Source organism: Azospirillum sp. A1-3, assembly GCF_023806445.1.
Taxonomy (GTDB): Bacteria; Pseudomonadota; Alphaproteobacteria; order Azospirillales; family Azospirillaceae; genus Azospirillum.
Genome location: NZ_JAMSLU010000001.1, coordinates 1,614,937 through 1,641,136 on the forward strand (window position 1 = coordinate 1,614,937; position 26,200 = coordinate 1,641,136).

At 67.3% G+C, this 26,200-nt stretch carries 25 protein-coding genes, 2 tRNA genes and 1 other RNA gene; 13 read left to right on the forward strand and 15 right to left on the reverse strand.

All coding sequences use genetic code 11. The features are described 5' to 3' along the window. Window positions 1-365 precede the first annotated feature (365 nt). The 7 genes from clpX to M5E06_RS07660 form a co-directional block, all read right to left on the reverse strand. Complete coding sequence (gene clpX, locus M5E06_RS07630) at window positions 366-1,628, reverse strand: ATP-dependent Clp protease ATP-binding subunit ClpX (RefSeq protein ID WP_012974526.1); 1,263 nt, start codon at window positions 1,626-1,628, stop codon at window positions 366-368. A 269-nt stretch (window positions 1,629-1,897) separates the two neighbouring features. Beyond that, window positions 1,898-2,524, reverse strand: a complete 627-nt coding sequence (gene clpP, locus M5E06_RS07635) for an ATP-dependent Clp endopeptidase proteolytic subunit ClpP (RefSeq protein ID WP_109149843.1) — start codon at window positions 2,522-2,524, stop codon at window positions 1,898-1,900. A 112-nt stretch (window positions 2,525-2,636) separates the two neighbouring features. Then, a complete protein-coding gene (gene tig / locus M5E06_RS07640; RefSeq protein WP_109149842.1) occupies window positions 2,637-3,968 on the reverse strand; it encodes a trigger factor in 1,332 nt (443 codons plus the stop codon). Window positions 3,969-4,059: 91 nt separating this feature from the next. Beyond that, window positions 4,060-4,144: transfer RNA gene (locus M5E06_RS07645), tRNA-Leu, on the reverse strand. A gap of 137 nt (window positions 4,145-4,281) precedes the next feature. Then, window positions 4,282-5,835, reverse strand: a complete 1,554-nt coding sequence (locus M5E06_RS07650) for a malonyl-CoA decarboxylase (protein WP_252137725.1) — start codon at window positions 5,833-5,835, stop codon at window positions 4,282-4,284. Window positions 5,836-5,938: 103 nt separating this feature from the next. After that, on the reverse strand, window positions 5,939-7,402 hold the full coding sequence (locus tag M5E06_RS07655) for an NAD(P)H-hydrate dehydratase (protein ID WP_252137726.1): 1,464 nt from the start codon (window positions 7,400-7,402) through the stop codon (window positions 5,939-5,941). A gap of 201 nt (window positions 7,403-7,603) precedes the next feature. Continuing rightward, window positions 7,604-7,679 (reverse strand) — tRNA-His (locus tag M5E06_RS07660). A 368-nt stretch (window positions 7,680-8,047) separates the two neighbouring features. Between M5E06_RS07660 and M5E06_RS07665 the strand changes: the two genes are divergently transcribed. Continuing rightward, window positions 8,048-8,386, forward strand: a complete 339-nt coding sequence (locus tag M5E06_RS07665; RefSeq protein WP_012974531.1) for a P-II family nitrogen regulator — start codon at window positions 8,048-8,050, stop codon at window positions 8,384-8,386. A 304-nt stretch (window positions 8,387-8,690) separates the two neighbouring features. Beyond that, the gene (gene glnA, locus M5E06_RS07670) at window positions 8,691-10,100 is read left to right on the forward strand and encodes a type I glutamate--ammonia ligase (protein WP_109073834.1); all 1,410 of its coding nucleotides are present in this window, start codon (window positions 8,691-8,693) and stop codon (window positions 10,098-10,100) included. Window positions 10,101-10,146: 46 nt separating this feature from the next. On the opposite strand, the gene M5E06_RS07675 is transcribed toward glnA, so the two are convergent. Further along, window positions 10,147-10,440, reverse strand: coding sequence for a hypothetical protein (locus M5E06_RS07675; protein ID WP_252137727.1), 294 nt, complete (start codon window positions 10,438-10,440; stop codon window positions 10,147-10,149). 178 nt (window positions 10,441-10,618) lie between these two features. Here M5E06_RS07675 and M5E06_RS07680 point away from each other — a divergent pair, with 178 nt between their 5' ends. Both M5E06_RS07680 and M5E06_RS07685 read left to right on the forward strand, forming a co-directional pair. Further along, a complete protein-coding gene (locus tag M5E06_RS07680; protein WP_252137728.1) occupies window positions 10,619-10,810 on the forward strand; it encodes a hypothetical protein in 192 nt (63 codons plus the stop codon). Between the two features lie 76 nt (window positions 10,811-10,886). Further along, entirely contained in the window at window positions 10,887-11,087 is a 201-nt protein-coding gene (locus M5E06_RS07685; protein WP_252137729.1) for a hypothetical protein, read from the forward strand. A gap of 83 nt (window positions 11,088-11,170) precedes the next feature. On the opposite strand, the gene gatA is transcribed toward M5E06_RS07685, so the two are convergent. The 3 genes from gatA to M5E06_RS07700 all read right to left on the reverse strand — a co-directional run bounded on the left by gatA (window position 11,171) and on the right by M5E06_RS07700 (window position 13,585). Then, window positions 11,171-12,652 (reverse strand): Asp-tRNA(Asn)/Glu-tRNA(Gln) amidotransferase subunit GatA, encoded by a 1,482-nt coding sequence (gene gatA / locus M5E06_RS07690; RefSeq protein ID WP_252137730.1) that lies wholly within the window; start codon window positions 12,650-12,652, stop codon window positions 11,171-11,173. Continuing rightward, on the reverse strand, window positions 12,652-12,939 hold the full coding sequence (gatC, locus tag M5E06_RS07695) for an Asp-tRNA(Asn)/Glu-tRNA(Gln) amidotransferase subunit GatC (protein ID WP_042691134.1): 288 nt from the start codon (window positions 12,937-12,939) through the stop codon (window positions 12,652-12,654). Before gatC ends, gatA begins: the two co-directional genes overlap by 1 nt. Window positions 12,940-13,042: 103 nt before the next feature. Beyond that, window positions 13,043-13,585, reverse strand: coding sequence for a GNAT family N-acetyltransferase (locus M5E06_RS07700; protein WP_109149837.1), 543 nt, complete (start codon window positions 13,583-13,585; stop codon window positions 13,043-13,045). Window positions 13,586-13,658: 73 nt separating this feature from the next. Between M5E06_RS07700 and ruvX the strand changes: the two genes are divergently transcribed. Beyond that, window positions 13,659-14,210, forward strand: a complete 552-nt coding sequence (ruvX, locus tag M5E06_RS07705) for a Holliday junction resolvase RuvX (protein WP_502801974.1) — start codon at window positions 13,659-13,661, stop codon at window positions 14,208-14,210. 25 nt (window positions 14,211-14,235) lie between these two features. On the opposite strand, the gene M5E06_RS07710 is transcribed toward ruvX, so the two are convergent. Together M5E06_RS07710 and thyX are read right to left on the reverse strand one after the other, a co-directional pair. Continuing rightward, a complete protein-coding gene (locus M5E06_RS07710; protein ID WP_252137732.1) occupies window positions 14,236-16,131 on the reverse strand; it encodes an O-linked N-acetylglucosamine transferase, SPINDLY family protein in 1,896 nt (631 codons plus the stop codon). A gap of 16 nt (window positions 16,132-16,147) precedes the next feature. Beyond that, window positions 16,148-17,089 carry an FAD-dependent thymidylate synthase gene (gene thyX / locus M5E06_RS07715; protein ID WP_252137733.1) on the reverse strand — a complete coding sequence of 314 codons (942 nt, stop codon included), beginning with the start codon at window positions 17,087-17,089 and terminating at the stop codon, window positions 16,148-16,150. 114 nt (window positions 17,090-17,203) lie between these two features. On the opposite strand from thyX, the gene ssrA reads away from it, so the two are divergent. The 3 genes from ssrA (at window position 17,204) to M5E06_RS07730 (ending at window position 18,536) form a co-directional block, all read left to right on the forward strand. Further along, window positions 17,204-17,564, forward strand: a transfer-messenger RNA (tmRNA) gene (ssrA, locus tag M5E06_RS07720). Between the two features lie 80 nt (window positions 17,565-17,644). Next, window positions 17,645-18,142 (forward strand): SspB family protein, encoded by a 498-nt coding sequence (locus tag M5E06_RS07725; RefSeq protein ID WP_085089801.1) that lies wholly within the window; start codon window positions 17,645-17,647, stop codon window positions 18,140-18,142. Between the two features lie 13 nt (window positions 18,143-18,155). After that, a complete protein-coding gene (locus M5E06_RS07730) occupies window positions 18,156-18,536 on the forward strand; it encodes a TfoX/Sxy family protein (RefSeq protein ID WP_252137734.1) in 381 nt (126 codons plus the stop codon). 36 nt (window positions 18,537-18,572) lie between these two features. Here the strand turns inward: M5E06_RS07730 and M5E06_RS07735 are convergent, their stop codons facing one another. Together M5E06_RS07735 and def are read right to left on the reverse strand one after the other, a co-directional pair. Continuing rightward, window positions 18,573-19,268 carry a COQ9 family protein gene (locus M5E06_RS07735; protein WP_252137735.1) on the reverse strand — a complete coding sequence of 232 codons (696 nt, stop codon included), beginning with the start codon at window positions 19,266-19,268 and terminating at the stop codon, window positions 18,573-18,575. Window positions 19,269-19,292: 24 nt separating this feature from the next. Beyond that, window positions 19,293-19,844 (reverse strand): peptide deformylase, encoded by a 552-nt coding sequence (def, locus tag M5E06_RS07740; RefSeq protein ID WP_252137736.1) that lies wholly within the window; start codon window positions 19,842-19,844, stop codon window positions 19,293-19,295. Between the two features lie 217 nt (window positions 19,845-20,061). On the opposite strand from def, the gene rpsU reads away from it, so the two are divergent. From rpsU to M5E06_RS07765, 5 genes are all read left to right on the forward strand, one after another. After that, window positions 20,062-20,265 carry a 30S ribosomal protein S21 gene (rpsU, locus tag M5E06_RS07745; RefSeq protein ID WP_012974546.1) on the forward strand — a complete coding sequence of 68 codons (204 nt, stop codon included), beginning with the start codon at window positions 20,062-20,064 and terminating at the stop codon, window positions 20,263-20,265. A 205-nt stretch (window positions 20,266-20,470) separates the two neighbouring features. After that, entirely contained in the window at window positions 20,471-21,304 is an 834-nt protein-coding gene (gene panB, locus M5E06_RS07750) for a 3-methyl-2-oxobutanoate hydroxymethyltransferase (protein WP_252137737.1), read from the forward strand. A gap of 60 nt (window positions 21,305-21,364) precedes the next feature. Beyond that, the gene (locus M5E06_RS07755) at window positions 21,365-23,866 is read left to right on the forward strand and encodes a ligase-associated DNA damage response DEXH box helicase (RefSeq protein ID WP_252137738.1); all 2,502 of its coding nucleotides are present in this window, start codon (window positions 21,365-21,367) and stop codon (window positions 23,864-23,866) included. After that, complete coding sequence (pdeM, locus tag M5E06_RS07760) at window positions 23,866-24,573, forward strand: ligase-associated DNA damage response endonuclease PdeM (RefSeq protein ID WP_252137739.1); 708 nt, start codon at window positions 23,866-23,868, stop codon at window positions 24,571-24,573. The genes M5E06_RS07755 and pdeM overlap by 1 nt, the downstream gene beginning before the upstream one ends. A gap of 67 nt (window positions 24,574-24,640) precedes the next feature. Then, on the forward strand, window positions 24,641-26,122 hold the full coding sequence (locus M5E06_RS07765; RefSeq protein WP_252137740.1) for a cryptochrome/photolyase family protein: 1,482 nt from the start codon (window positions 24,641-24,643) through the stop codon (window positions 26,120-26,122). Window positions 26,123-26,200 lie beyond the last annotated feature (78 nt).

Genomic DNA, 26,200 nt, shown 5'->3' on the forward strand with positions numbered 1-26,200 from the left:
CCGGACTAACGTGGCACACGGCCATGCGCCCTTCAAGGGGCTGCGACCGTCTTCCCGCCGTTTCCGCAAGGTGAAACGGCCGTTTGGCCGGCTAAGACCGCCTTTGCTCCCCTTTCGGACGACATAACAGACGGTTCGAGCCGGTTTTACGCCCCTTCAACCACCCAAACGGAAGCTTTGCGGCGTCATTCACCCTATCAGCCGCAGACGATCCGCTCCTAAGGCACTGGAGGGGCGACGATTCGGAATGACCAGTCCGGGTGCCATGCGCCGACCGCATTGGAAATCGGCCGAAAAAGAAAAAGGGGCGCCGAAGCGCCCCTCTCGTCGTCCCGCCACAAAGAGTGCGACGGCTTGTCGTCCGATCACGCGCCCGGCGCTTCGCTGCGCCGTTCGGCATGAACGTAGAGCGGCTTGGCGCGCCCTTCGACCACTTCCTTGTTGACCAGGATGCTCTCGATGCCGGTGAGGCCCGGCAGGTCGAACATCGGGTCGAGCAGGATGGCTTCCATGATAGACCGCAGACCGCGGGCACCGGTCTTGCGGGCGATGGCCTTGTGGGCGATGGCGCGCATGGCGTCCTCGGAGAACTCCAGATGGACATCCTCCATCTCGAACAGACGCTGGTACTGCTTGACCAGGGCGTTCTTCGGCTTGCTCAGGATCTCGACCAGCGCCGCCTCGTCCAGATCGGACAGGGTGGCGAGCACCGGCAGACGGCCGATGAACTCGGGGATCAGGCCGAACTTCAGCAGATCCTCGGGCTCGACCTCGTGCAGGATCTCGCCGGTGGCGCGCTCGTCGGCGGAGCGGACATCGGCGCCGAAGCCGATGCTGGTGCCCTTGCCGCGCTGGGCGATGATCTTGTCCAGGCCGGCGAAGGCGCCGCCGCAGATGAACAGGATGTTGCTGGTATCGACCTGCAGGAATTCCTGCTGCGGATGCTTGCGCCCGCCCTGCGGCGGCACGGAGGCGACGGTGCCCTCCATGATCTTCAGCAGGGCCTGCTGCACGCCCTCGCCCGACACGTCGCGGGTGATCGACGGGTTGTCGGACTTGCGGCTGATCTTGTCGACCTCGTCGATGTAGACGATGCCGCGCTGCGCCCGCTCGACATTGTAGTCGGCGGCCTGGAGCAGCTTGAGGATGATGTTCTCGACATCCTCGCCGACATAACCAGCTTCGGTCAGCGTCGTGGCGTCGGCCATGGTGAAGGGAACGTCGATGATGCGGGCCAGGGTCTGGGCCAGCAGCGTCTTGCCGCAGCCGGTCGGGCCGATCAGCAGGATGTTCGACTTCGCCAGTTCGACGTCGTTGTGCTTCGTCCCGTGGGCAAGGCGCTTGTAATGATTGTGGACCGCCACCGACAGCACGCGCTTGGCGTAGGACTGTCCGATGACGTAATCGTCGAGCACCGCATGAATGTCGCGCGGAGTCGGGACCCCGTCGCGGGACTTCACGAGGGTCGTCTTGTTCTCCTCGCGAATGATGTCCATGCACAGTTCGACGCATTCATCGCAGATGAACACCGTCGGACCGGCAATCAGCTTGCGGACCTCGTGCTGGCTCTTGCCGCAGAAGGAGCAGTAGAGCGTATTCTTCGAATCGCCGCTGCTGGACTTGCTCATCGGTACTCCGTCATCTCGCGGGAGGCGTGGACCCCTAGGACCATGCCCGTTCGCGGCGCCCCCCGACGCCGGTCCTACTCAGGTTATCGCGGACGACGTCCGCGACAAGGTCACGCGCCGGTTTAGCGACGCATCACAATCCGCATACCGGACATGCCACAAGGGGCTTCCCCTATGACCGGCCCCTATGACCGGATCGTGTCACTGCCATTCAACATCAGCGTCACGACCCGATCAACCCTTTGTTGGGAGGGCCCTAGAAGCGTGGGTTACGAATGGTGATCGACGCCCGGGCGCTTCTCCACCACCTCGTCGATCAGACCGAAGGCCTTCGCCTCTTCCGGCGACATGAACTTGTCGCGCTCCATGGCGGACTCGATGGTGTCGAGATCCTGCCCGGTGTGCTTGGCGTAGATGTCGTTCAGGCGCGAGCGCAGCTTCAGGATTTCCTGGGCCTGGATTTCGATGTCCGAAGCCTGGCCCTGGGCGCCGCCCGACGGCTGATGGATCATGATGCGGCTGTTGGGCAGCGAGAAACGCTTGCCCGGCGCACCGGCGGCCAGCAGCAGCGAACCCATCGAGGCCGCCTGCCCCATGCACACCGTCGACACCTGCGGACGGATGTACTGCATGGTGTCGTAGATGGCGAGGCCGGCCGAGACGTAGCCGCCCGGCGAATTGATGTAGAGCGCGATGTCCTTGTTCGGGTTCTCCGACTCAAGGAACAGCAGCTGCGAGCAGATCAGGCTGGCGACGGCGTCGTTCACTCCGCCGATCAGGAAGATGATCCGCTCCTTCAGCAGGCGCGAATAGATGTCGTACGCGCGCTCGCCCCGGTTGGTCTGTTCGATGACCATCGGGACCAGAGCATTCATCTTCGGCTCGAAGTCGTACATGTGTTCTTCCCTGCCCCCGCAGTTGGCTGAACCGGTGATCGTTGCCGGCACGGAACCACATATAGGAACCTTTGGGGGCGGATGGTAGTCCGCCCCCACTCCTTTCGGGGAGTTAGGCCGCTTCGGACTCGTCCTCGTCCTTGCTCAGCTCTTCGACGCTGACGGTCTTCTCGGTCACCTTGGCCTGATCCAGGATGTGATCGACGACCTTGTCCTCGAAGATCGGGGCGCGGAGGTTCTCGAGCGCCTGCTGGTTCTGCTTGAAGAACTCGAACACCTGACGCTCCTGACCGGGGAAGCGGCGGGCTTCGTTGATCAGGGCGCGGTTGACCTCGTCCTGGGTGACCTGGATGTTGTTGCGGCGGCCGACTTCCGACAGCAGCAGACCCAGGCGGACGCGGCGCTCGGCGATCGAACGGTATTCGGCCTTCAGGTCGTCCTCGGACTTGTTGGCGTCCTCGCCGGCGGTGCCGTTCTTCAGCTCTTCCTGCAGGCGGGCCCAGATGCCCTCGAACTCGATGTCGACCATGCCGGCCGGCACCTCGAAGGAATGGGCCTCCGCCAGCTTGTCGAGCAGCTGGCGCTTCACGCGCAGGCGCGACAGGCCGTCATACTCGCCCTTGATGCGGTCGCGGATCGCTTCGCGCATCTTCTCCAGGCTCTCCATGCCGAACTCCTTGGCGAGTTCGTCATTGACCTCGGCCGGGACGTTCTTGCGCAGCTCCTTCACGTCGACCTCGAAGACCGTCGCGGCGCCCTTCAGGCGCTCATGCGGGTAGTCTTCCGGGAAGGTGACGTTGACGGTGCGGTGCTCGCCGACCTTGGCGCCGACCAGCTGCTCCTCGAAGCCCGGCACGAAGCGGCCGGCGCCCAGCTCCAGCGGGTAGTCCTTGCCGTCCATGCCCGGCAGGGCCTCGCCGTCGACGCTGCCCGCGAAGTCGATCACGGCGATGTCGCCGGTCTCGGCCGCGCGGTCCTCGGTGACCGGGGCCTGGGTCGAGTGGGCCGAGGCCAGACGGGTCAGCGCCTCTTCCACCGACTCGTCGGTGACCTCGGCGACCGGCTTCTCCAGCTCGATGCCCGAGAAGTCGCCCGGCTCGACGTCCGGCAGCAGCTCGACCGCCATCTTGTAGGTGAGGTCGCCGCCGTCCTCGTACTTCTCGACTTCGATCTTCGGCTGCAGGGCGACGCGCAGACCGCGCTCGCTCAGCGCCTGGCGCGAGCTGTCGGAGATGGCGTCCTCCAGCACCTCGGACAGCACGCCGCCGAAATAGCGCTGCTTGATCACGGTGACCGGCACCTTGCCCGGACGGAAGCCCGGCAGCTGGACCGTGCGGCGCAGCTCTTCCAGCTTGCCGTTCACCTTCTCTTCGATGTCCTTGGCGGAAATGACGACCTGAAATTCGCGCTTGAGGCCGTCGGTGCTGGTCTCGGTGATGTTCATCGGAACGAAAGCCTATCTCGTTGTTCCGGCCCGGCGGCGCCCGTCCGGGCGGCCCGAATCCGTGTTGTCCATGCGGTCCAAGGTGTTGCCATGGTGCGGGCGAAGGGACTTGAACCCATACGACCGAAGTCACTGGAACCTAAATCCAGCGCGTCTACCAATTCCGCCACGCCCGCGTTCATGGCAAAGGCAGCCGCGACGGGTGCCGAAACACCCGCCGGACCGCCGGCGAAGTCCGGTCTATAGCACAGCGCGCCGGAAGCAAACAGGCAAAATGGCCCCACGCGAGAGAGTGAGGCCCGCTCTGTTCGCGTCAGCCGCCGGCCTTCCCCGCCGCCTTGCTCCCCGCCTTGTCCAGGGACCGCACCGCGGACGAGGTGATGATGCGTCCCTCGCCGGTGTAGGCCTCGTGATTGGCGTCGATCTCGCCCAGCCGGTAGCGGTAGTTGATCATCATTCCCAACGACTGCTTCAGCCCCTTGGCCGAGCGGTCGGCCAGCCAGTTCAGCCGCTCCATCCGGGCGCCGTTGGTCAGGTGGAAATGCGCCACCGGGTCGAGTGCGCGGGGTCGGCCATTGCCCTTTGCCTCCTGCACACTGGACAGGTAATGGACGCACATCCGCATCAGTGGACCGCGCAGGTGCTTCTGCAACTCCTCGTCCTCCGCCCAGCCGGGACGGGAAAGAGCGCGGGCGAGCAGCGGCGATTCGTCGGTGCCGACGCCGCCTTCGGTGGTCGCCTCGCCGTCGTCGGCCTGCTCCAACTCGGCCAGCCGTTCGGCGATGCGTTCGGCCTCCGTGTTGGTCAGCAGGGCATCGCCGTCGCGGTCCAACAACCGGTCGAACCAGCGGCGGAAACCGGGGATCGGCGACAAGGTGGCGTAGCACTTGATGTTGGGGAACTCGGTCGCCAGCCCGTCGACCACCCGCTTGATCAGGAAATTGCCGAAGCTGATGCCGGCCAGCCCGACCTGCGCGTTGGAGATCGAATAGAAGATGGCGCTGTCGGCGCTCTTGGGGTCGCAGACCGGGGCGGTCGGGTCGAGCAGTGCCTGCACATTGTCCGACATGCCCTGGACCAGCGCGACCTCGACGAAGATCAGCGGCTCGTGCGGCATGCGCGGGTGGAAGAAGGCGAAGCAGCGGCGATCCGAATCGAGCCGGTCCTTCAGGTCCTGCCAGCCGCTGATCTCGTGCACCGCCTCGTACTTGATGAGCTTTTCCAGCAGCGAGGCCGGACTGTCCCAGGTGATGCGGTGCATCTCCAGGAAACCGACGTCGAACCACGCCCGCAGCAGATTCTTCAGATCGTCTTCCAGCGCCTGCAGCAGCGGTTCGCCGCGCGCCATCTCCATCAGCTCTGCGCGCAGGTCGACCAGGAACTTGACGCCTTCCGGCAGAGCGTTGAACTGGGTGAGCAGGCGCAGGCGCGGCGGTTCCAGCGCCCGGCGCAGCGCCCGTTCGGCATGGCCGCGGGCCACCGGGTCGGCGGCGGCCTGGAAGGTCGCCATCGCGTCCATCACCGCATCGCGGTCGACGTCGAAGTCGCGCGCGAGCATTACTAGGAAGTTGCGCCGACCCTGGGGATCCAGTGCCAGATAGGTGCGACCGAGCTGGGCAGCGCGGGCGCGGGCCGAAACCTCGCCGCCCCGCGATTCCAGGCAGGCCTCGATCTGCTCCTTGAGGCGCTCGGCGTCCTCCTTCGGCAGATGGGTGCGCGGCGGCGCGCCGACGGCGCCGCGGGCCGATGCCGCGATCTCGCGCCAGCGGGTGCGCAGGTTGTCCAGCGCGCGGTCGAAGAAATTGGGCTGCGCGGCCGGAGATGGCGGCACAGGCTCCAGAGTGGTGGTGTCGGGTGCGTCGCTCATGCCCCGGAGTCTGGCCCGACCGGAGCGCCGCCGCAAGAGGGCGCGCGAACGCCGTCGTCAGGGGTACCGCGGATGTCGACTTATGGGCCGGTCTTGGCAGACCTCAACCCTGCGCCTTCAGCGCCTTCAGCACACCGGGCAGCGCCCCCGCCAGATCGTCGGAGATCAGGCCGGGGCCGAGCGCGCGCCCCGCCTCGCCATGCAGCCAGACGGCGGTGCACGCGGCCTCGAACCCGTCCATTCCCTGCGCCAGCAGGCCCAGAACGATGCCGGCCAGCACGTCGCCGGTGCCGGCGGTCGCCAGATCGGGCGGCGCATTGACGTTGACGACGGCACGCCCGTCGGGCGCCGCGACCACCGTATCCGCCCCCTTGAGGACGACGACCGCGCCGGACCGCGCGGCGGCGGCCCGCACCCGCGACAGCTTGTCGCCGTCCATGCCGACCGAATCACCAAACAGCCGGGCGAACTCCCCCTCATGCGGGGTGAGGACGCAACGCTTGTCGAGCCGGTCGAGCAGTTCGTCGGCCGACTCGGCGAAGCTGGTCAGTGCGTCGGCATCCAAAACACAGGCTCGCCGGGCGTCCAGCGCGGCCGTCACGGCGGCACGGGTCTGCGCCCCCCTGCCTGCCCCCGGACCGATCAGCACGGCGTTCTTGCGCGGGTCCTGCAGCAGCCGGGCGAAGGCGCCGGCATCCTCCAGCGGATCGACGATCACACTGGCGCATCCGGCGGCATAGATGGGGAACGCTTCCGGCGGGCAGGCGATGGTGACCAGCCCCGCCCCGGCCCGCAGCGCCGCGACCGAGGCCAGACGCGCCGCGCCGGTCATCCGCGCGCCGCCCAGCACCACGGCATGGCCGCGCGCATATTTGTGGCCGTCCAGCGCCGGCCAGGGGAAACGGTGGTGCCACAGCGAAGGCTCGTTCACCGCGGTCTGCGGGGCGATGCTGTCCAGAACACGCTCCGGGATGCCGATATCGGCGACCACCACCTCGCCGCACAGGGTGCGGCCGGGCAGCAGCACATGGCCGGGCTTGCGGCGGAAGAAGGTGACGGTCAGCGCCGCTTGGGGAGCGGCTCCCAGCACCCGGCCGCTGTCGCCGTGCAAGCCGCTCGGCACGTCCACGGCGACGACCGTGCGCCCCTCCATCGCTTCGACGATGGCGCGGGCGAGCCCATCGAGCGGCCGGGACAGGCCGGCGCCGAACAGCGCGTCGATGACCAGGGGATTGCCCTTGAGGATGTAGGGATCGGCCGCTTCGATCGGGCCGGGCCAGCGCTCCGCCGCCACCGCCGCATCGCCGGTCAGGGCCGAGCGTGTGCCGAGCAGGGCCAGCCGCACCGGCCAGCCGGCCTCCAACAGAAGCCGGGCGATGACGAAGCCGTCGCCGCCGTTGTTGCCGGGGCCGCAGAACACGGCGGTCGGGTGCGGCGCCCAGCGCTCGCACACGGCACGGACCACGGCGGCGCCGGCGGCCTCCATCAGGGCCGGGCCGGGCACCCCGGCGGCGATGGCCAACTGGTCGGCCCGATACATCTCCGCGACGGACAGAAGCTCATCCATCCCCCACTCTCCCCAACCTTGGCCGACCCCGGCTTGCCTTGCCGTTCCTTGTGCGGGCGAACATTCGCACGCCCGCTCTACCCGTAGGCAGCGTCTTCACCCGGAACAAAAGATGCGGACAAGCATAAACGTCCGCGAAACGGCGGGCCAGCCGTGCGGACGTTTATAAAACCGAAATTTTCCAAGACGCGAAGAAGAAGATGGGGCGATGGATGGGACTCGAACCCACGACCGCTCGGACCACAACCGAGAGCTCTACCAACTGAGCTACCACCGCCGCCGTCAGCGTTTCCGCCGTCGGGAGCCGCGTTATGCTCCACCGCGGCTGACCGGTCAAGCGCCTTTTTCACGAAAAGTGAAAAAACTTCTTTCGGGGCGGAACGGCACCCCTTTCGCCCGGTCGAAACGGCCGTGACACGCCCGGCGCCGCGGAGCGCTTGCACCAGTTGCACAAATATTGTTCACTCCGCTGAATCCTTTGGCAGCACCCTGCCCCATTGGACGGCACCCGTCCGTCTTATGACCAGCATCGATGCCGCCGGATCGGACCGGCCGAATGTGGCACGCTCCATGCTTATCGTCGTCGCTGTCGGCAGTGCCGTGGACGGTGCCTGCCGACGTTGGCACCTCGTACACGAGAGACCCATGAAGAAGATCGAAGCCATCATCAAGCCGTTCAAGCTCGACGAGGTGAAGGAAGCCCTTCACGAAGTCGGGATCAAGGGGATCACCGTCACCGAAGCCAAGGGCTTCGGCCGCCAAAAGGGCCACACGGAGCTTTACCGCGGCGCGGAATACGTCGTGGACTTCCTGCCGAAGGTGAAGATCGAGGTGGTGATGGAGGATTCCCTGGTGGAACGGGCGATCGAGGCGATCCAGCAGGCCGCCCATACCGGCCGCATCGGCGACGGCAAGATCTTCGTCACGCCCGTGGAGGAGGTGGTCCGCATCCGCACCGGGGAGAAGGGCGCCGACGCGATCTGATCGCGCCCGGATAGCATCGTCCACCGGCTCCTCCCTTCCGACCGGCACCCTCCCGACCAGCATCCGCCAACATGCGCCGCTTTCCCCATCACCTCCTGCCGGCCCCGGCCGCACACCTCGCCGAACGGCTGATGGCCGCCTATGGCGAACGTGCGACTTTTTGGGTTGGCGCGTTGTGCGGGGAAGAAAGGCGTGAGATAACGTCCGCCGCGAGCGCCGCCCTCCGCCGCCAAGACCCCGACGGGGCTTGGGCAGCGGCTTGACGCAGCGGGATCCAACCCTCTTAAAGCGTGGAAAAAGAGACATGTCCGACATCAGCAAGGTCTTCGACCTGATCAAGGAACACGACGTCAAGTACGTGGACCTGCGCTTCACTGACCCGCGCGGCAAGCTGCACCACACGGCCCAGCACGTTTCGACCATCGACGAGGACGTGTTCGAAGACGGCATCATGTTCGACGGTTCCTCGATCGCCGGCTGGAAGGGCATCGAAGAGTCGGACATGATCCTGAAGCTGGACCCGACGACGGCCATCATGGACCCGTTCGCCGCCCAGCCGACGCTGAACATCCTCTGCGACGTCTATGATCCGGGCACCGGCGGCTCCTACGCCCGCTGCCCGCGCGGCATCGCCAAGGCCGCCGAGAAGTACACCGCCTCGGCCGGCATCGGTGACACCGTCTTCTTCGGTCCGGAAGCCGAGTTCTTCATCTTCGACAACGTGAAGTACACGGTCGAGATGAACAAGGTCTCCTACCAGTTCGATTCGGACGAGGGCACCTACTCGTCCGACAAGGACTATGAGGACGGCAACCTGGGCCACCGTCCGGGCACCAAGGGCGGCTACTTCCCGGTCGCCCCGATCGACAGCTGCAACGACCTGCGCGCCGAGATGCTGAGCGTCCTGGCCGAGATGGGCGTTCCGGTCGAGAAGCACCACCACGAGGTGGCCGCCGCCCAGCACGAGTTGGGCATCAAGTTCGACACGCTGGTCCGCACCGGCGACAACATGCAGTACTACAAGTACGTGGTGCACAACGTCGCCCACGCCTACGGCAAGACGGCGACCTTCATGCCGAAGCCGGTCTTCGGCGACAACGGTTCGGGCATGCACTGCCACCAGTCGATCTGGAAGGACGGCCAGCCGCTGTTCGCCGGCAACCAGTATGCCGACCTGTCGGAGCTGGCTCTGTACTACATCGGCGGCATCATCAAGCACGCCAAGGCGCTGAACGCCTTCACCAACCCGTCGACCAACAGCTACAAGCGTCTGGTCCCGGGCTATGAGGCTCCGGTCCTGCTGGCCTACTCGGCCCGCAACCGTTCGGCCTCCTGCCGCATCCCGTACGTCGCCTCGCCGAAGGGCAAGCGCGTCGAGGTCCGCTTCCCGGATCCGTCGGCCAACCCGTACCTGGCCTTCGCCGCCATGCTGATGGCCGGCCTGGACGGCATCCAGAACAAGATCCATCCGGGCGACGCGATGGACAAGAACCTGTACGACCTGCCGCCGGAAGAGCTGGCCAAGGTCCCGACCGTCTGCGGCTCGCTGCGCGAAGCCCTGAACTCTCTGCGCGAGGACAACGAGTTCCTGCGCAAGGGCGATGTCTTCTCGCAGGACATGATCGACGGCTACATCGACCTCCGCACGGAAGAGATGATGGCCTTCGAAACCATGCCGCACCCGATCGAGTACAAGATGTATTATTCCGTTTGATGTCGCCTCGCGGCGTCCGGAAACGGGCGCCGCGGCCGGTTTTGCATCAATCGATAGCCGCTCCTGGCTCGCGCCGGGGGCGGTTTTCTTTTTTGGCCTGTTCGATCCAGACCCCGACATCGGTCGGTGCGCAGCCTTTGCGCTCCGCACAATCCGCCTTGGCGCAAGCGCAGGCCGGGAACAGGCAGCCGTCGCCGTTCAGGTCGGTCGCCCGCACCGCGAGATCGTAGCGCACGCCGCGCATGATGGCGGGGCCGGCGGTGCTGTGGCGCTCGTAATGCTCGACGACATGGCGGACGCGGGTGAGCAATTCGCGCCGTTGATCGTGTCCCGGGTCCATGCCTTCGCCCCCAATCGCCAGTGATTGCAGCCATGAACAGGGACGCCGGAGAGCCGCGTCCTGTTCCGGCATCCATGCGCAGTACGGCGCAAGGGGAACTCAACGCACAGGAATGATGCGGCGGCCCGGCTGTTGCCACAGCAGTGATCAAGATGGGTGACCAAGACGGGAGGGCAAGATGGATCGCGACAGGCTGCACCGCGTCGCCAAGGCGCTGGGCGATGTCCGCCTTTACGAGAAGCACCACACCGGTGAGTTCATCACCATGCGCCTGCGCGACTCGCTGGCCGACAACCCCGGCTATGATGAGGCGGAGGTGGACAAGAAGTTGTTGGAACTGGCGCGGGTGGCGCTGGAAGCCGCCGAATAGCGGGCGCACAGGGTGACGAAGCGGCGGGCCGCCTGTTGGTGGAGGTGAAGCGAGCCAACAGAGGGAGAATGCCGCCATGGCCGAAGACAACAGGTCCGATCTGCCGCAGAACGACCGGTCCGGCACTGATCGTCCGGCGACCAAGCCGATCCCGGTGAAGCCGGCGGTCGAGCCGATGAGCGACAAGGACGAAGCGCCGCCGGGCACGCCGGGGACGGGTGAGAACATCGATCCGAAGACCGGCGAAAGCTATGTACAAGGGATCGGCGGAGCCTGATAGGTTGGCGTCGGCCAACGCCACCCACAAACGAAAAGGGCCGGCTCCTGCGAGCCGGCCCTTTCGCTGTCACGTCCCCTGCGTCACGCCACGAAAGGCGGAAGCGCGGTGAAGTTGGCGGCCTTTTCGACGACATGGCCGACGCGCAGCAGCGTCTCCTCGTCGAAGGGACGGCCGATCAGCTGCAGGCCGAGCGGCAGGCCGTCGGCGCCCAAACCGGCCGGGACCGACATGGCCGGCAGGCCGGCAAGGTTGATCGGAACGGTGAAGACGTCGTTCAGGTACATCTGCACCGGATCATCCATCTTCTCGCCGATGGCGAAGGGGGTGCTGGGCGCAGTCGGCGTCAGGATGACGTCGCAGCTCTTGAACGCCTCGTCGAAGTCCCACTTGATGCGCGTACGCACCTGACGGGCCTTGTTGTAATAGGCGTCGTAATAGCCGGCCGACAGCACATAGGTGCCGATCAGGATGCGGCGCTGCACTTCCTTGCCGAAGCCGGCGCCGCGGGTGTTTTCGTACATCTCCTTGAGGTTGCCGCCCTCGACCCGCAGGCCGTAGCGCACGCCGTCATAGCGCGCGAGGTTGGACGACGCCTCGGCCGGCGCGATGATGTAGTAGGCGGCCAGCGCGTATTTGGTGTGCGGCAGGCTGACCTCGACCGGCTCGGCGCCGGCCTCCTTCAGCCAGGCAATGCCCTGATCCCACAGCGCGGCGATCTCGGCCGACAGGCCTTCGACCCGGTATTCCTTCGGAATGCCGACGCGCAGGCCGCGGATGTCGCCGGTCAGAGCGGCGCGGAAATCCGGCACCGGCATGTCGACCGAGGTCGAATCCTTCGGATCGAAACCGCACATCGAGCGCAGCATGATCGCCGCATCTTCGACCGTGCGGGTCATCGGCCCCGCCTGATCCAGCGAGGAGGCGTAGGCGACGATGCCCCAGCGCGAGCAGCGGCCGTAGGTCGGCTTGATGCCGACGGTGCCGGTGTAGCCGGCCGGCTGGCGGATCGAGCCGCCGGTGTCGGTGCCGGTGGCGCCCAGCGCCGCGCGTGCGACGATCACCGCGGCCGAACCGCCCGACGAACCGCCGGCGACGATCTTCTTCTCCCAAGCGCCCGGCGCGCCGGGGCTCCACGGGCTGACCGTCTCGCCCTGATGGGCGGTGATGGTGGCGGAGCCCATGGCGAATTCGTCCAGGTTCACCTTGCCCAGCATGACGGCGCCGTCGCGCCACAACTGGGAAGTGACCGTGGATTCATATTCCGGCTTGAAGCCGTCCAGGATATGGCTGCCGGCGGTCGTCGAAACGCCCTTGGTGCAGAACAGGTCCTTCACCGCGATGGGCAGGCCGTCCATCGGCCCGGCCGAGCCCTTCGCGCGGCGCTCGTCGCTGGCCTTGGCCATCGACAGGGCGGCGTCCGGGGTCTCGGTGATGAAGATGTTGAAGGGACGCACGGCCTCGACCGCGCGCACATGCGCCTCGGTCAGTTCGACCGCGGTGAACTCCTTCTTGGCAAGGCCATCCAGGGCCCCGGCCATCGTCAGATGCGTGAGCGCCGTCATCACTCGACCACCTTGGGCACGACAAAGAAGCCTTCGGCCGTTTCCGGACCGTTCGACAGGACCTGCGCGGCGTAACCGCCGTCGGTGACCTCGTCCTTGCGGCGGCGCAGCTTCTGCGCGGCGACGCTGGTCATCGGCGGCACGTCCTTCGTGTCGACCTCGTTGAGCTGTTCCACGAAGGTCAGAATCTGGCTCAGTTCCCCAGCCAGGGATTCCAGTTCCTCGTCCGGCACCTTGATGCGGGCCAGATGCGCGATCTTGGCCACCGTGGCCTTGTCGAGCGACATGCCTCTACTCTCTTCCAAAACATTGGAAATCGGCCGCGAAGCTATCACCCGCGCACGCGCACCGCAACGATTGCGGCCATTCCAACACTCAGAAGGCGCCGGATCATGCGGCGATGCGGGTCGCCGACTGCCAATTGGCGCGGTCCATGCGCAGTTTGAACAGCGCGATCGGCTCGCCCCAGGGCGTCACCCGCGTCTCCAGCGCGATCGGCGTCATGCCGAGCTTGGCATAGAGCAGCAGGCCCGGCGTGTTGGTATTGAAGCAATAAAGCGTCAGTTCGGGCAGGTGATGGTGATCGAAAGCGCGGTCGATCATCGTCCGCACCAGATATTCGGCGATGCCGCGGCGGCGCAGGGTCGGGTCGACGCTGACATTGCCGATGCTGGCGGTGCAGCCATCCTCGAAGGTGGCGTAATTGGCATAGCCGACCACGCGCTCCCGCCCATCCTCGGTCAATGTGACCACGGTCGGATCGCGGCGGAGGCCCAGCGTCGCCCGGACCTGATCCGGGGTCAGCGGCCAGACGGCGCGCGGGAACAGGAAATACAGCTCCTCCGCGTTGCGTGGGAACCCGCAGATGGTGGGGATGTCGGCGTCGGCGAGCGGCCGGTGCGACAAGGCGGTAAGGGAAAGTGCGCTGCTCATACTTAGAAGAATAAGTATCTTTTACAACAACTCAAGCGATCTTGCAGTGACAAGGCTGCGGCCTTATGGTCGGATCATGATCCATACCCTCTCCGAACTCGCGGCCCGGCTGGGCAAAAACCAACGTTTGCTTGGCCTTGACGTCGGCACCAAGACCGTCGGGCTGGCGGTGGCCGATCCGGGACTGATCGTCGCATCTCCCATCGGAACGCTGAAGCGCACCAAATTCACCCAGGATGCGCGCGAGCTGGGCAAGACAATCCGCGATTACGGCATCGGCGGGCTGGTGGTCGGGCTGCCGCTGAACATGGACGGAACGGAGGGGCCGCGTGCCGAGTCGGTGCGCGCCTTCGCCAAGAACCTGCTGGAACGTCCCGACCTGCTGGGCTGGGAGGCCGAAATCGCCTTCTGGGACGAGCGGCTGTCCACCTCGGCCGTCGAGCGCTTCATGATCGGCGAGGCCGACATGACCCGCAAGCGCCGGGACGAGGTGGTCGACAAGATGGCCGCCGCCTACATCCTGCAGGGTGCGCTCGACATGCTGGCCAACCAGCGCCGCCTCGCCGCGGAAGCGGATGAAGACGAAGGCGGGGACGAGCGGGACGACGATTACGACCGGGACTGAAACCGGTCGCCGACAAGGGCTGACCTCAGTCGAAGTTCAGGGCAAAGGACGCCCGCCCCTGCCCTGCCGCCGCCCGCTGCCACATGGCACCGAAGGCCGCCTCCAACGCGCGGGTAAAGCGCACGCCATCCAGTGCGGGCGAGGCGGCGAGCCGGTCGCGCAGGCGGCTGCGGATGCTCGCCAGCCCGTCCGGATCGGACACCAGCGCCGCCGCCATGGCGATGTAGGCCTCCTCCCCCTCGACCACCAGCGCCGGAAGCCCAGCGGAGGTCAGGTGGGTCACCGTATGGCGGGCGCAGAACCGGTCGCCGCCCAGCGTCACCACCGGAACGCCCATCCACAGCGCCTCCAGCGTCGTCAGCCCACCCGAATAGGGAAAGGGGTCGAGCGCGACGTCGATCTCGCCATAGGTCGCCAGGAATTCGGCATGCGGGGCCGCACCGTGCAGTTCGATGCGGGCCGCATCGGCGCCGGCCGCCGTGAACAGCGCCAGCGTCCACTCCCGCAAATCCGCATCGTCCAGGCCGGGCGTGCGCAGAAGCAGCCGCGATCCAGGCACCGCCGCCAGCAGGCGGGTCCACAAGGAGGCGACCTGCGCGTTCAGCTTGGGCAGGGCATTCAGCGACCCGAAGGTCGGGGCGCCGCGCGCGATCATCGGCAACGGCGCCACGGCGGGTGCGGCGGCCGGCGGCGACCAGGGGACATAGGCGTCGGGCATGCGGACGATGCCCTCGATGGCCCAACCGTCGGCGCCCTCTGGGCTCTGCCGCGGATCGGAAATCAGGTAATCCATCGCCGGCAGGCCGGTGGTACCGACATAGCCGGCCCAGGTGACCTGCACCGGCGCCGCCCGCCGGGCGAACACGCCCAGCCGGTTGCCCAGCGTGTGGCCGGCCAGATCGACCAGGATATGGATGCCATCGGTGCGGATGCGCTCCAGCAGGGCCGCATCGTCCATCGCCGCGCTGTCGACCCAGCCGTCGGCCAGACCGCGCAACCGCGCCGTCACGGCGTCGGGATTGGCGGTGTTGGAATAGCAGATCGCCTCGACCGCAGCACGGTCGTGGGCGACCAGCACCGGTTCCAGGAACGTGCCGACGGGGTGGGCACGGAAATCGGCGGAGACGTAACCGACGCGTAGCCTCGGTGCCGGCGCCGCCACCGCGGCGGCCGGTCGGTCGGGATAGCGGGCGCCCCAATCGGCATGGGCCTGCGCGATCTGCGGCATGGTTCGCGCCGGGTCGTATTGCATCAGGAACAGCCGGGCGCTGTGCAGCGAATCAGCGCCGGGTGCCAACCGGAGAGCGCGATCGAGCGCGATCAAAGCCTCGCCGATGCAGGCCTGGGGAGCGAGAGAGCGGCTGGCGCGGTTGGCCCACAGTTCCACCCGCGACGGCTCCAGGCACAACCCGGCGCGATAGGCGCGGTCGGCCTCGCCCGGCCGGTTCATCTCGGCCAGGGCGTTGCCGATGTTGTAGGGCGGGATCCAGCTGTCGGGTTCGACGTGTGCAGCGCGGCGGTGCAGCGCTGCCGACTCAGGCCTGCGGGCCTGCGCCCGCAGCAGATTGCCGGCATTCACCAGCGCGGCCAACGCGGCCGGGTTGAGCGCGATGGCGCTGCGGTAGCAGACTTCCGCCAGATCGGCGCGCCCGGCGCCGGCCAGCGTCTCCGCCATCACCAACAGGCCGTCCATCGCCATGGCGAGACCGCCGTCGAGGTTCAGCGCCCCGGCATAGGCCTGCGCCGCTCCCATGGCATCGCCCTGACTTTCCAGCACCAGCCCGTAATTGGCCCACCAGACGGCGACGCCCGGCCGGGCGGTGATGGCCTGGGCGAGAAGGTCCTGCGCCTCGGCCCAGCGGCCGGCCTGCGCGGCGATCAGGCCCTGGCGGTAGGTGCTTTCGGCCTGATCCGGCGTCATCGACTTCGGTTCCGTCTTAAGCTTCGGTACGGCCCAACTGGTCCATCAGTTCCCGCCATTCACGCTTGGACAGGCCGCTGGCCTCCTGCGTCACCGGCTCGCCGGCCAGCAGGCGCTTCACCACGTCGAGACCGGTGCGCGACAGGTGGGCGCCGCCCATACGGTATTCAGTGAAGGATTCAAAGACCGCCGGGACCCAGCGCTTCACCACGTCCAGCATGGCGTCGGCATAGACGCGGATCTCGTACTGGGCGTGGGTATCGGCGCGCAGCGACAGGAAGTGCAGGAGGTTGTGGAGATCGACCTTCCAGTACCACTGCGTGTAGTAGTTCAAGGACAGGTTCATCCGCGCCAGCTCGCGCGCCAGACCCTGGCGGGTCGGGTCGATGACCGTGCCGTCCTCGCGGTGGTTCAGCATCTCTTCATAGTGGCTGTAGGCGCGCTCGGAATCCTCGCGCAGCAGCCGCATGACGTTGGCCGCCTCCTCGCCTTCCAGCACGTCGCCGCGGCCCTGGCGGTTCACCACGGCCTGGGCGCCCAGCTGTTCCGGCGTCGGCACGTAGAATTCGCGGTCGAGGATGGAGTAACGCGCCGAATACTCGTTCACGTTCGCGGTGCGGTGGCGAATCCACTGGCGGGCGACGAAGATCGGCAGCTTCACATGGAACTTGATCTCGCACATCTCGAACGGAGTCGAGTGGCGGTGGCGCATCAGATACTTGATGAGGCCGGAATCCTCGCTGACCTTCTTGGTGCCCTTGCCATAGGACACGCGCGCCGCCTGCACGACCGCCGAATCGTCGCCCATATAGTCGATAACGCGGACGAAGCCGTGGTCCAGAACCTCCAGCGGCTGATAGAGGATCTCTTCCAGCGCCGGGACGGTGGCGCGGCGGGTGGTGGCGGTGACGGCGCGCAGGCGATCGATTTCGTCGCGCTGCTCGGGCGTGATCGGCATGGTGACTCCGGGGTTACGGTGCCGGCTGTCTTACCAGACCGCGTGGCTGTCGGGAACGGTGAACGAACGAAGTGCCCCGCGTCAACGCAACGCATTCGGCAATCATGCACACACCCCCTTCCCTTGCCGAACGGGAGTGCCTATATTCGCCTCGTCGGTTCGCCGACTATGGCGATAAACGCCTTGTGGAATAAGCGTTGTGGACCCGGGGGCGGTACCCGGCGCCTCCACCAACCATACACCGGACTCGTTGACCGGGGTCGTTGGGGGCGAAATAGGATCGACACGCGTGGTAAAGGCATGGTTTTCGCTCGGCATGGTTCCGCCGTTATCGGGCCGTTGCAATAGTTGCCAACGACAACGTTGCTCAGGCTCGCCTCGCTGCCTAACGGCGGCTGGTAGCCTAAACCTAATCCCCGAGGGTTAGCGCCTAAGGGTGGGGCCGTGGGCCGCCTAGCAACAGAAGGCCCACACCTCTTCTTTCCAGCGTTTCGTGCCGGCCCTCGGCCAAGGCGGGACGCCGGACCGATCGCGTTATCAGGGACCCGCCCAAGCATGCCGAAAGAGCAGCTCCGCTATGACCGCATGGTCGAGACCGCGTTGCGCGGCGTTGTCCGCGACGCGCTGACCGAGGTTGCCGAGCGCGGCTTGCCGGGCAATCACCATTTCTACCTGACCTTCCGCACCGGCTTCCCCGGCGTGGAGATCCCGGATTACCTGGCTTCCCAGTATCCGAACGAGATGACCATCGTCCTGCAGTTCCAGTATTACGGGCTGGACGTCACGGACGATCATTTCGAGGTCACGCTGAGCTTCAACAACGTGCATGAGCGGCTGGTGATCCCGTTCGCCGCCATCACCACCTTCGCCGACCCGTCGGTGAATTTCGCGCTGCAGTTCCAGCCGCTGGCCGCCGCCGAATCGGCGGAGGTCTCGACCATGCCGCCCCGCCCCGCCGCCGAGCGTGCCGAGGAAAAGGCGGAGGAAGCCGCCCCGGCCGAAGAACCGAAGCGCGGCGAGGTCGTGGCCCTGGACGCCTTCCGCAAGAAGTAACCGTTTCCCACAAATGCCCGCCCAGCCGCCCAGCGAGTATGTCGCGACACTCTGCGAGATGCTGGCGCCGCTGGGCGATGTGCGTGTGCGCCGCATGTTCGGCGGCTATGGCCTGTCCATCGATGGGCTGACCTTCGCGCTGATCGCCGACGAGATTCTGTATTTCAAGGCGGACGACGTGAACCGCGCGGCGTTCACGGAACTGGGGCTGGAACCATTCCGACCGATGCCGGACAAGCCGACCACCCTGTCCTACTACCCGCCTCCCGACTCGGCTCTGGACGACCAGGACGAACTGCTGCCCTGGGCCCGGTCGGGATTCGAGGCGGCGCTGCGAGCCGCCGCGAAGAAGGCCGCGAGGGCGAAGCGGAAGAAGCCCGTCACGGCGGGATAGTCCCTCTCCTGGGGTGGGAGAGGGACAGTCACCTCTTTAGATATTCTCCGCCATGTGGATCGTGGCGTTGCTCGCCTGGGCGCCGGCGGTGCGTTGGCGCATCTGGCGGGCGAAGCGCAGCGGGTTCGGCAGGATGTTCAGCATCGAGCCGAGCTTGCCGACCGACGAGGTCGCCTTGCCCACCGCCATCACATCGGCCAGCCGGCGGTCGATGAAGGCGCGGGTCTCCGCATGGTCGTCCGACTTGTCATCCAGCCAATAGAAGGTGGAGGAACTGACCACCGCCGCCAGCAGCGCCCGCTTGGTGTAGTGGTTGTAGTCGGTGGAGGTGTCGCCGGCGGCGAACCACATGGCGTCCACCGTGCGGTAGAGCAGCCGCAGGCCGAGCGTCACGTTCTGCGGCATCGCCAAGTAGGAGAGCTGCCGGCGCTTGGCTTCGCGATAGGGCTCCAGAACCTCGAAATAGGTGCGGACGGCGAGAGAGATGCGCTCGCGCACCTTCATCTCGGCCATCGGCTGGGCTTCCAGCCGGTCCAGCATCTGGCGGTCGGTCCAGTCGGCGAAATGCTCCACCGCGTCGGTGACGCCGCCGGGGAAGGCGCGCAGCAGCGCCGACGGCTCAAGCCCCATCATCTCGGTGCCGTCACGCAGAGCCTGCAGGCTCCAGCCGTCGAAGACGACGTTGGGCAGGCTGGCCACCAGGATCTCGTCGCGAAGCGTGTCGATGCTCATCGCCAAATCTCCCTGCGCTCGCCCTCAGGCCGGGGTCGGCGCATCCTTTGCCGCGGCCAGCGCGGCGTTGAGGTGATGCATTTCCTCGGTGCAGACGAGGAGCCGCAGATCGTCCATGCGATCAAGATAGAGCACGCCATCCAGGTGGTCGACCTCGTGCTGGACCACGCGGGCATGGAATCCCGACGCTTCCCGCTCGATCCGGGCGCCGTCAAGGCCATAGCCGCGGTAGCGGATGCGGACAAAGCGCGGCACCAGCCCGCGCAGGCCCGGAATCGACAGGCAGCCTTCCCAGCCCATGACCATGTCGTCGGTCAGCGGCTCGATCACCGGATTGACCAGGACGGTGTTCGCCACCTCCTCCCCCTCGCCGCGGTCGGCGGGGACTCGGAAGACGATGATCCGGCGCGACTCCGCGATCTGCGGCGCGGCCAGCCCGACGCCGGGAGCGTCCAGCATGGTGGCGATCATGTCGGCCGCCAGCCGGACGATGGCCGGATCGGTCGGGTCGGCGATGGGCTCCGCGATCTTGCGGAGTACGGGATTGCCCATCCGGGCGATTGGAAGCACTGGCATGCCGCTATATCTGGAGTGTGGATGCGGCCGGAGCAACCGATTCCTGTGGCTATGCCACAGCGGGTCTGGCCGGGCTTATGCTTGCAGGCCGAAGACTCCCCTTCACAAAGGCGGTGGAGCATGCTACACACTGCGCCCACACAAGGGGTGCGCCCGCCGCGCATACCTATTTGTTGCCTTTGCGCAACACGGCACACTTGGAAGGGTGACGGTAAACGTGCAAGTTCTGGTCCGAGATAACAACGTCGATCAGGCCCTCCGCGCGCTGAAGAAGAAGATGCAGCGCGAGGGCATTTTCCGTGAAATGAAGCTGCGTCGCAACTACGAGAAGCCCTCGGAGAAGCGTGCGCGTGAGAAGGCTGAAGCGGTGCGTCGCACCCGCAAGCTGCTCCGTAAGCGGATGGAACGCGAGGGCTATTAATCGTCGGTCGCACGTAGCGACTGCGAAGGGCGCGTGTGATGCGCGCCCAAGACCCCTTGTGTCTTGCACCCGACCGTCCCGCGATCCTCGCGTGGGCGGTTTTGGTGTATCTGCGCCATTTCGTTTGACCTGATTGTGCGTCGGTCAAGCGTATTGAACGGTCAGCGAGCCAAAACGTCGCAGCCCGTACCGGAAAGGCCCGATCATGAGCGCTTCCAACCTCACCGCCCGCCACTCGGTCCCGGCGTTGCGCGCCCGCAAGGGGGGCGAGCCGATCGTCTGCCTGACCGCCTACACCGCCCCGGTGGCCCGGCTGCTCGATCCGCATGTCGATATCCTGCTGGTCGGCGATTCGCTGGGCATGGTGGTCTATGGGCTGGACAGCACGCTGCCGGTGACGCTGGACATGATGATCGCCCATGGCGCCGCGGTGGTGCGCGCGTCGGAACGGGCCTGCGTCGTCGTCGATCTGCCCTTCGGCAGCTATCAGGAGAGCAAGGAGGCCGCTTTCCGCGCCTCCGCCCGCGTGATGGCGGAAACCGGCGCCCAGGCGGTCAAGCTGGAAGGCGGGATGGAGATGGCGGAGACGGTGGCCTTCCTGACCGCCCGCGGCATCCCGGTGATGGGCCATGTCGGGCTGACGCCGCAGTCCGTCAACACGCTCGGCGGCTACAAGGCGGTTGGTCGCGATGCCGAAGCGGCGGAGCGGATCGCCGCCGACGCCCGTGCCATCACCGAGGCCGGCGCCTTCACCCTGGTGATCGAAGGCACGATGGAGCAACTCGCCCGCCGCATCACCGAAGAGGTGGCAATTCCCACCATCGGCATCGGCGGCTCGCCGGCCTGCGACGGTCAGGTGCTGGTCACCGACGATATGCTCGGCCTGTTCGGCGCCTTCCAGCCGAAGTTCGTCAAGCGCTACGCCAACCTGGGCGAGACGGTGAGCGAGGCCGCCGCGACCTACGCCGCCGAGGTCCGCAGCCGCGCCTTTCCGGGGCCGGAGCATTGCTTCGGGATGAAGAAGGCGGCGGCGGTGTAAGGCTCTGTCCCGCACATCGTTCTTCCTCCGTTCCAGGCGATCCGCTACAGTCCGATCGCCATGGATGCACCCTCCCCTGCCCTGATTCCGCCCAATGTCGCCGCGTGGTTCCGGTCGCGCGGCTGGGCGCCGCACCCGCATCAGGTCGCCATGGTGGAGGCGGCGGAGCAGGGTGAAAGCGCCCTGCTGATCGCGCCCACCGGCGGCGGCAAGACGCTGGCCGGCTTCCTGCCGTCGCTGATCGAACTGGCCGAACGGCCGCGCGAGGGGCTGCACACCCTCTACATCTCGCCGCTGAAGGCGCTGGCGGTCGATATCCAGCGCAATCTCGAACAGCCCATCGCCGAGATGCGGCTGCCGATTCGCGCGGAGAACCGCACCGGCGACACGCCGGACGCCAAGCGCAAGCGCCAGCGCACCCATCCGCCGCACATGCTGATGACGACGCCGGAAAGCCTGGCGCTGCTGCTGTCCTACACCGACGCCGACCGGCTGTTCCGCAATCTCCGCTGCGTCATCATCGACGAGCTGCATGCGCTGGCCGGCACCAAGCGCGGCGACCTGCTGGCGCTGGGTCTGGCCCGGTTGTCGCGGCTCGCCCCCGCCGCCCACCGCGTCGGGTTGTCGGCGACGGTGGCGGAACCGGAGCGGCTGCTGGCTTGGCTGTCCCGCCGTGGTCGGCATGACGGAACCGACTCCGACGACGTGCGCCTCGTCCTTGGCCGCTCTGGCGCGCAGGCTGAGGTGGAGATCCTGACCTCGCAGGAGCGGGTGCCCTGGGCCGGCCACATGGCGATGCACGCCATGAAGGAAATCTACGAGCGCGTCCGCCGCCAGCGCACCACTCTGCTGTTCGTCAACACCCGCGCCCAGGCGGAGTTGGTGTTCCAGGCGCTGTGGCGGGTCAATGACGACAATCTGCCGATCGCGCTCCACCACGGCTCGCTGGCGGTGGAGCAGCGCCGCAAGGTCGAAGGCGCCATGGCGCGCGGAGAGTTGCGGGCGGTGGTCGCCACCTCCTCGCTTGATCTCGGCATCGACTGGGCGGCGGTGGACCTCGTGGTGCAGATCGGCGCGCCGAAGGGATCGAGCCGGCTGGTCCAGCGCATCGGCCGCGCCAATCACCGGCTGGACGAGCCCAGCCGCGCCCTGCTGGTCCCCGCCAACCGCTTCGAGGTGCTGGAATGCCGCGCCGCACTGGAGGCCGTCCATGACCACACGCTGGACGGCGAGACGCCGCGGCCGGGCGGGCTGGACGTGCTGGCCCAGCATCTGCTCGGCATGGCCTGCGCCGCCCCCTTCTTGGCCGATGACCTGTATGAGGAGGTGATCTCCGCCGCCCCCTACGCCGCGATGACGCGCGACGAGTTCGACGATGTGCTGGATTTCGTCGCCACCGGCGGCTACGCGCTCGGCGCCTACGAACGCTTCCAGCGCCTGAAGCTGCGCGAGGACGGGCGGATGGCGGTAGCCGGCCCGGCGGTGGCGCGCCAGTACCGGATGAATGTCGGCACCATCACGCAGGAGGCGCTGCTGCGTGTCCGCCTGAACCGAGGCCCGGTGCTGGGCGAGGTGGAGGAGTATTTCATCCAGGGGCTGACCCCCGGCGACACCTTCCTCTTCGCCGGCCAGCTGCTGAAGTTCCTCGGCGTGCGCGAAATGGAGGCCCAGGTCGCCAAGGGCGGCAGCGGCGATCCGAAGGTGCCCGCCTATGCCGGCGGGCGGTTGCCGCTGACCACCCATCTGGCCGAGCGCGTGCGTGCCATGCTGGCCGATCCGCGCCAGTGGGACGGGCTGCCGGAAGACGTGCAGGAATGGTTGCGGCTGCAACGCTACCGCTCGGTCCTGCCGAATCGCGATGGGCTGCTGGTGGAGACCTTCCCCAAAGCCGGCAAGCGCTTCCTCGTCGCCTATGCCTTCGAAGGGCGGAATGCGCACCAGACGCTGGGCATGCTGCTGACCCGGCGGATGGAGCGCTTCGGGCTGGGGCCGCTGGGCTTCGTCGCCACGGATTATGTGCTGGCGGTGTGGTCCTTGCGCTCGCCGACGGACATGGATGCGCTGTTCGACCAGGACATGCTGGGCGACGATCTGGAAGCCTGGATGGACGAATCCTCGATGCTGCGCCGGACCTTCCGCAACGTGGCGCTGATCGCCGGGGTAATCGACCGCCGCCATCCGGGGCAGGAGAAGACCGGGCGGCAGGTCACCTTCTCCTCCGACCTGATCTATGACGTGCTGCGCAAGCACGACCCCGGTCATGTGCTGCTGCGGGCGACGCGGGCCGATGCGGCCGGCGGGCTGACCGACATCCGCCGCCTGTCCGATTTCCTGGCGCGGGTGCGGGGCCGGATCACCCACAAGGACCTCGATCGCATCTCCCCCCTGGCGGTGCCGGTGATCCTGGAGATCGGACGCGAGCGGGTGGACGGCAGCGCCACCGACGAGTTGCTCGCCACCGCCGAGGCCGAGCTGCTGGCCGAGGCGATGCCGGAACTGGCGCCTCCTAAACCGGCCTCTGGCAAACGTGCCAATCCGCAACAGGGCCGGTTGATCCTGTGATGAGCCTCACTGAGAGCACCTGTCGCGCGGCGCTGACGCTGTGCGGCGCCGATCTGCTGGCCGATCCGTCGGGCGCCCTGCTGTGGCCGGACGAAGGCATCCTCGCCGTTGCCGACCTGCATCTGGAGAAGGGATCGGCCTTCGCCGCGCGCGGCCGGATGCTGCCGCCCTACGACACGCGGGCGACGCTGGGCCGGCTGGCGGAGATCATCGCGATGGCGCGGCCGGCGCGCGTGCTGTGCCTGGGCGACAGCTTCCACGACCGCCGCGCGGCGGAGCGGATGGACCCGGCCGACGTGCAGCGGCTGCGCGGCCTGACCGCCGCCGTCGCGGACTGGGTCTGGATCACCGGCAACCACGATCCCGAACCGCCGCAGGGCCTGGGCGGCCGGGTGGTGGCGGAGCTGTCCGTCGGCCCCCTGACCTTCCGGCACGAGGCGCAGCCGGGCGCGGTCGGCGAGTTGTCGGGCCACCTGCACCCGGCCGCCGCGGTGGCGCTGGCCGGGCGGCGGGTGCGCGAACGCTGCTTCGCCCATGACGGCGCCAAGCTGATCCTGCCGGCCTTCGGCAGCTTCACCGGCGGGCTGAACGTGCTGGACGCCGCCTTCGATGGGCTGCTGGATCCGGATTTCGAGGTGCTGATGACGGCGCGCGGCCGGGTCTACCGCTTCCCCTGCGCCCGTTTGTCGCCGGACCGCGCGCGCTGACGCTCTGGCCGAAGCGTGAGCGCGGCCTATATCGGTGGATCCGGATGAGACCAATCGAGCACCGCGCATGCCCGCCCCCATCATCGTCTGGTTCCGCAACGATCTGCGCCTTGCCGACAATCCGGCGCTGACCGCCGCCGCCCAGGCCTCCGCCGAACGCGGCGCGCCGGTCATCCCGCTCTACATCCTAGAGGAGGAATCCGGCGATCCCCCCTTGGATCCATGGACCCTCGGCGGAGCGCAGCGCTGGTGGCTGCACGGCAGTCTGGAACGGCTCGCCTCCTGTTGCGCCCGCCACGGCTCGCCGCTGGTTCTGCGCCGGGGCGAACCTGGCGCCGTGCTCGACGCGCTGATCGCGGAGACGGGGGCGGAGTGCGTCCTGTGGAACCGCCGCTACACCCCCGCCCAGACCGCACGCGATTCGGCGATCAAGGAGCGTCTGAAGGCGCGCGGCATCGACACACGCAGCTTCAACGCCGGCCTGCTCGCCGAACCCTGGACCGTCCGCAACAAGAGCGGCGGTCCCTTCAAGGTCTTCACCCCCTTCTGGCGCCATCTATCGGCCACGCTGAACCCGCCGCTGCCGACCCGCGCCCCGTCCGAACTGATGGCACCGCGCACCGCACCGGCCGGCGACGATCTCGACGGTTGGGGCCTGCTGCCGACAAAGCCCGACTGGGCGGCGGGCCTGCGCAAGCGCTGGGTGCCGGGGGAGACGGCGGCGCTGTCCCACCTCGCCGATTTCCTCGACGGGCCGGTCGGGGTCTATGCGACGGAGCGTGACCGGCCGGACCGTCCCGGCACTTCCGTCCTGTCGCCCTATCTGGCCTTCGGGGAGATCGGACCACGGCAGGTCTGGCATGCCGCCCGCCATGCCGCCGAGGCCCGGCCGGAACTGGCACCCGGCATCGACGCCTTCCTGCGCGAGCTTGGCTGGCGCGAGTTCCAGTATCACCTGCTGCACCACGCGCCGGAGTTGCCCGACCGGCCGCTCGACCGCCGCTTCGCCGACTTCCCCTGGCGCGAGGATGCCGCTGGACTGCGGGCTTGGCAGCGTGGGCGCACCGGCTACCCCATCGTCGATGCCGGCATGCGCCAGCTGTGGGAGACCGGTTGGATGCACAACAGGGTGCGGATGATCGTCGCCTCCTTCCTGATCAAGGATCTGCTGCTGCCCTGGCAGGAGGGGGAGCGCTGGTTCTGGGACACGCTGGTCGATGCCGATCTGGCCCAGAATGCCGGCAACTGGCAGTGGGTGGCCGGCTGTGGCGCCGATGCCGCCCCCTTCTTCCGCGTCTTCAACCCGGTTCTGCAGGGCGAGAAGTTCGATCCGCAAGGCGATTATGTCCGGCGGTATGTCCCCGAACTGGACCGGCTGCCGCCGCGCTGGATCCATCAGCCCTGGGCCGCGCCGACCGAGGTGCTGCGGCAGGCCGGCGTCCGGCTGGGCGACGACTACCCGCGCCCGATCATCGACCATGCCGTCGCCCGCGACCGCGCGCTGACCCTCTACAACGAACGCAAGGACAAGGTGGAGGCCGAAACCTGAGTGTCGATCTTCATCGAAGAGTCATGACTTCGCCCGCAATCGGTCACGCGCCTTCGCTATCGTGCCGGCAGCGACCCG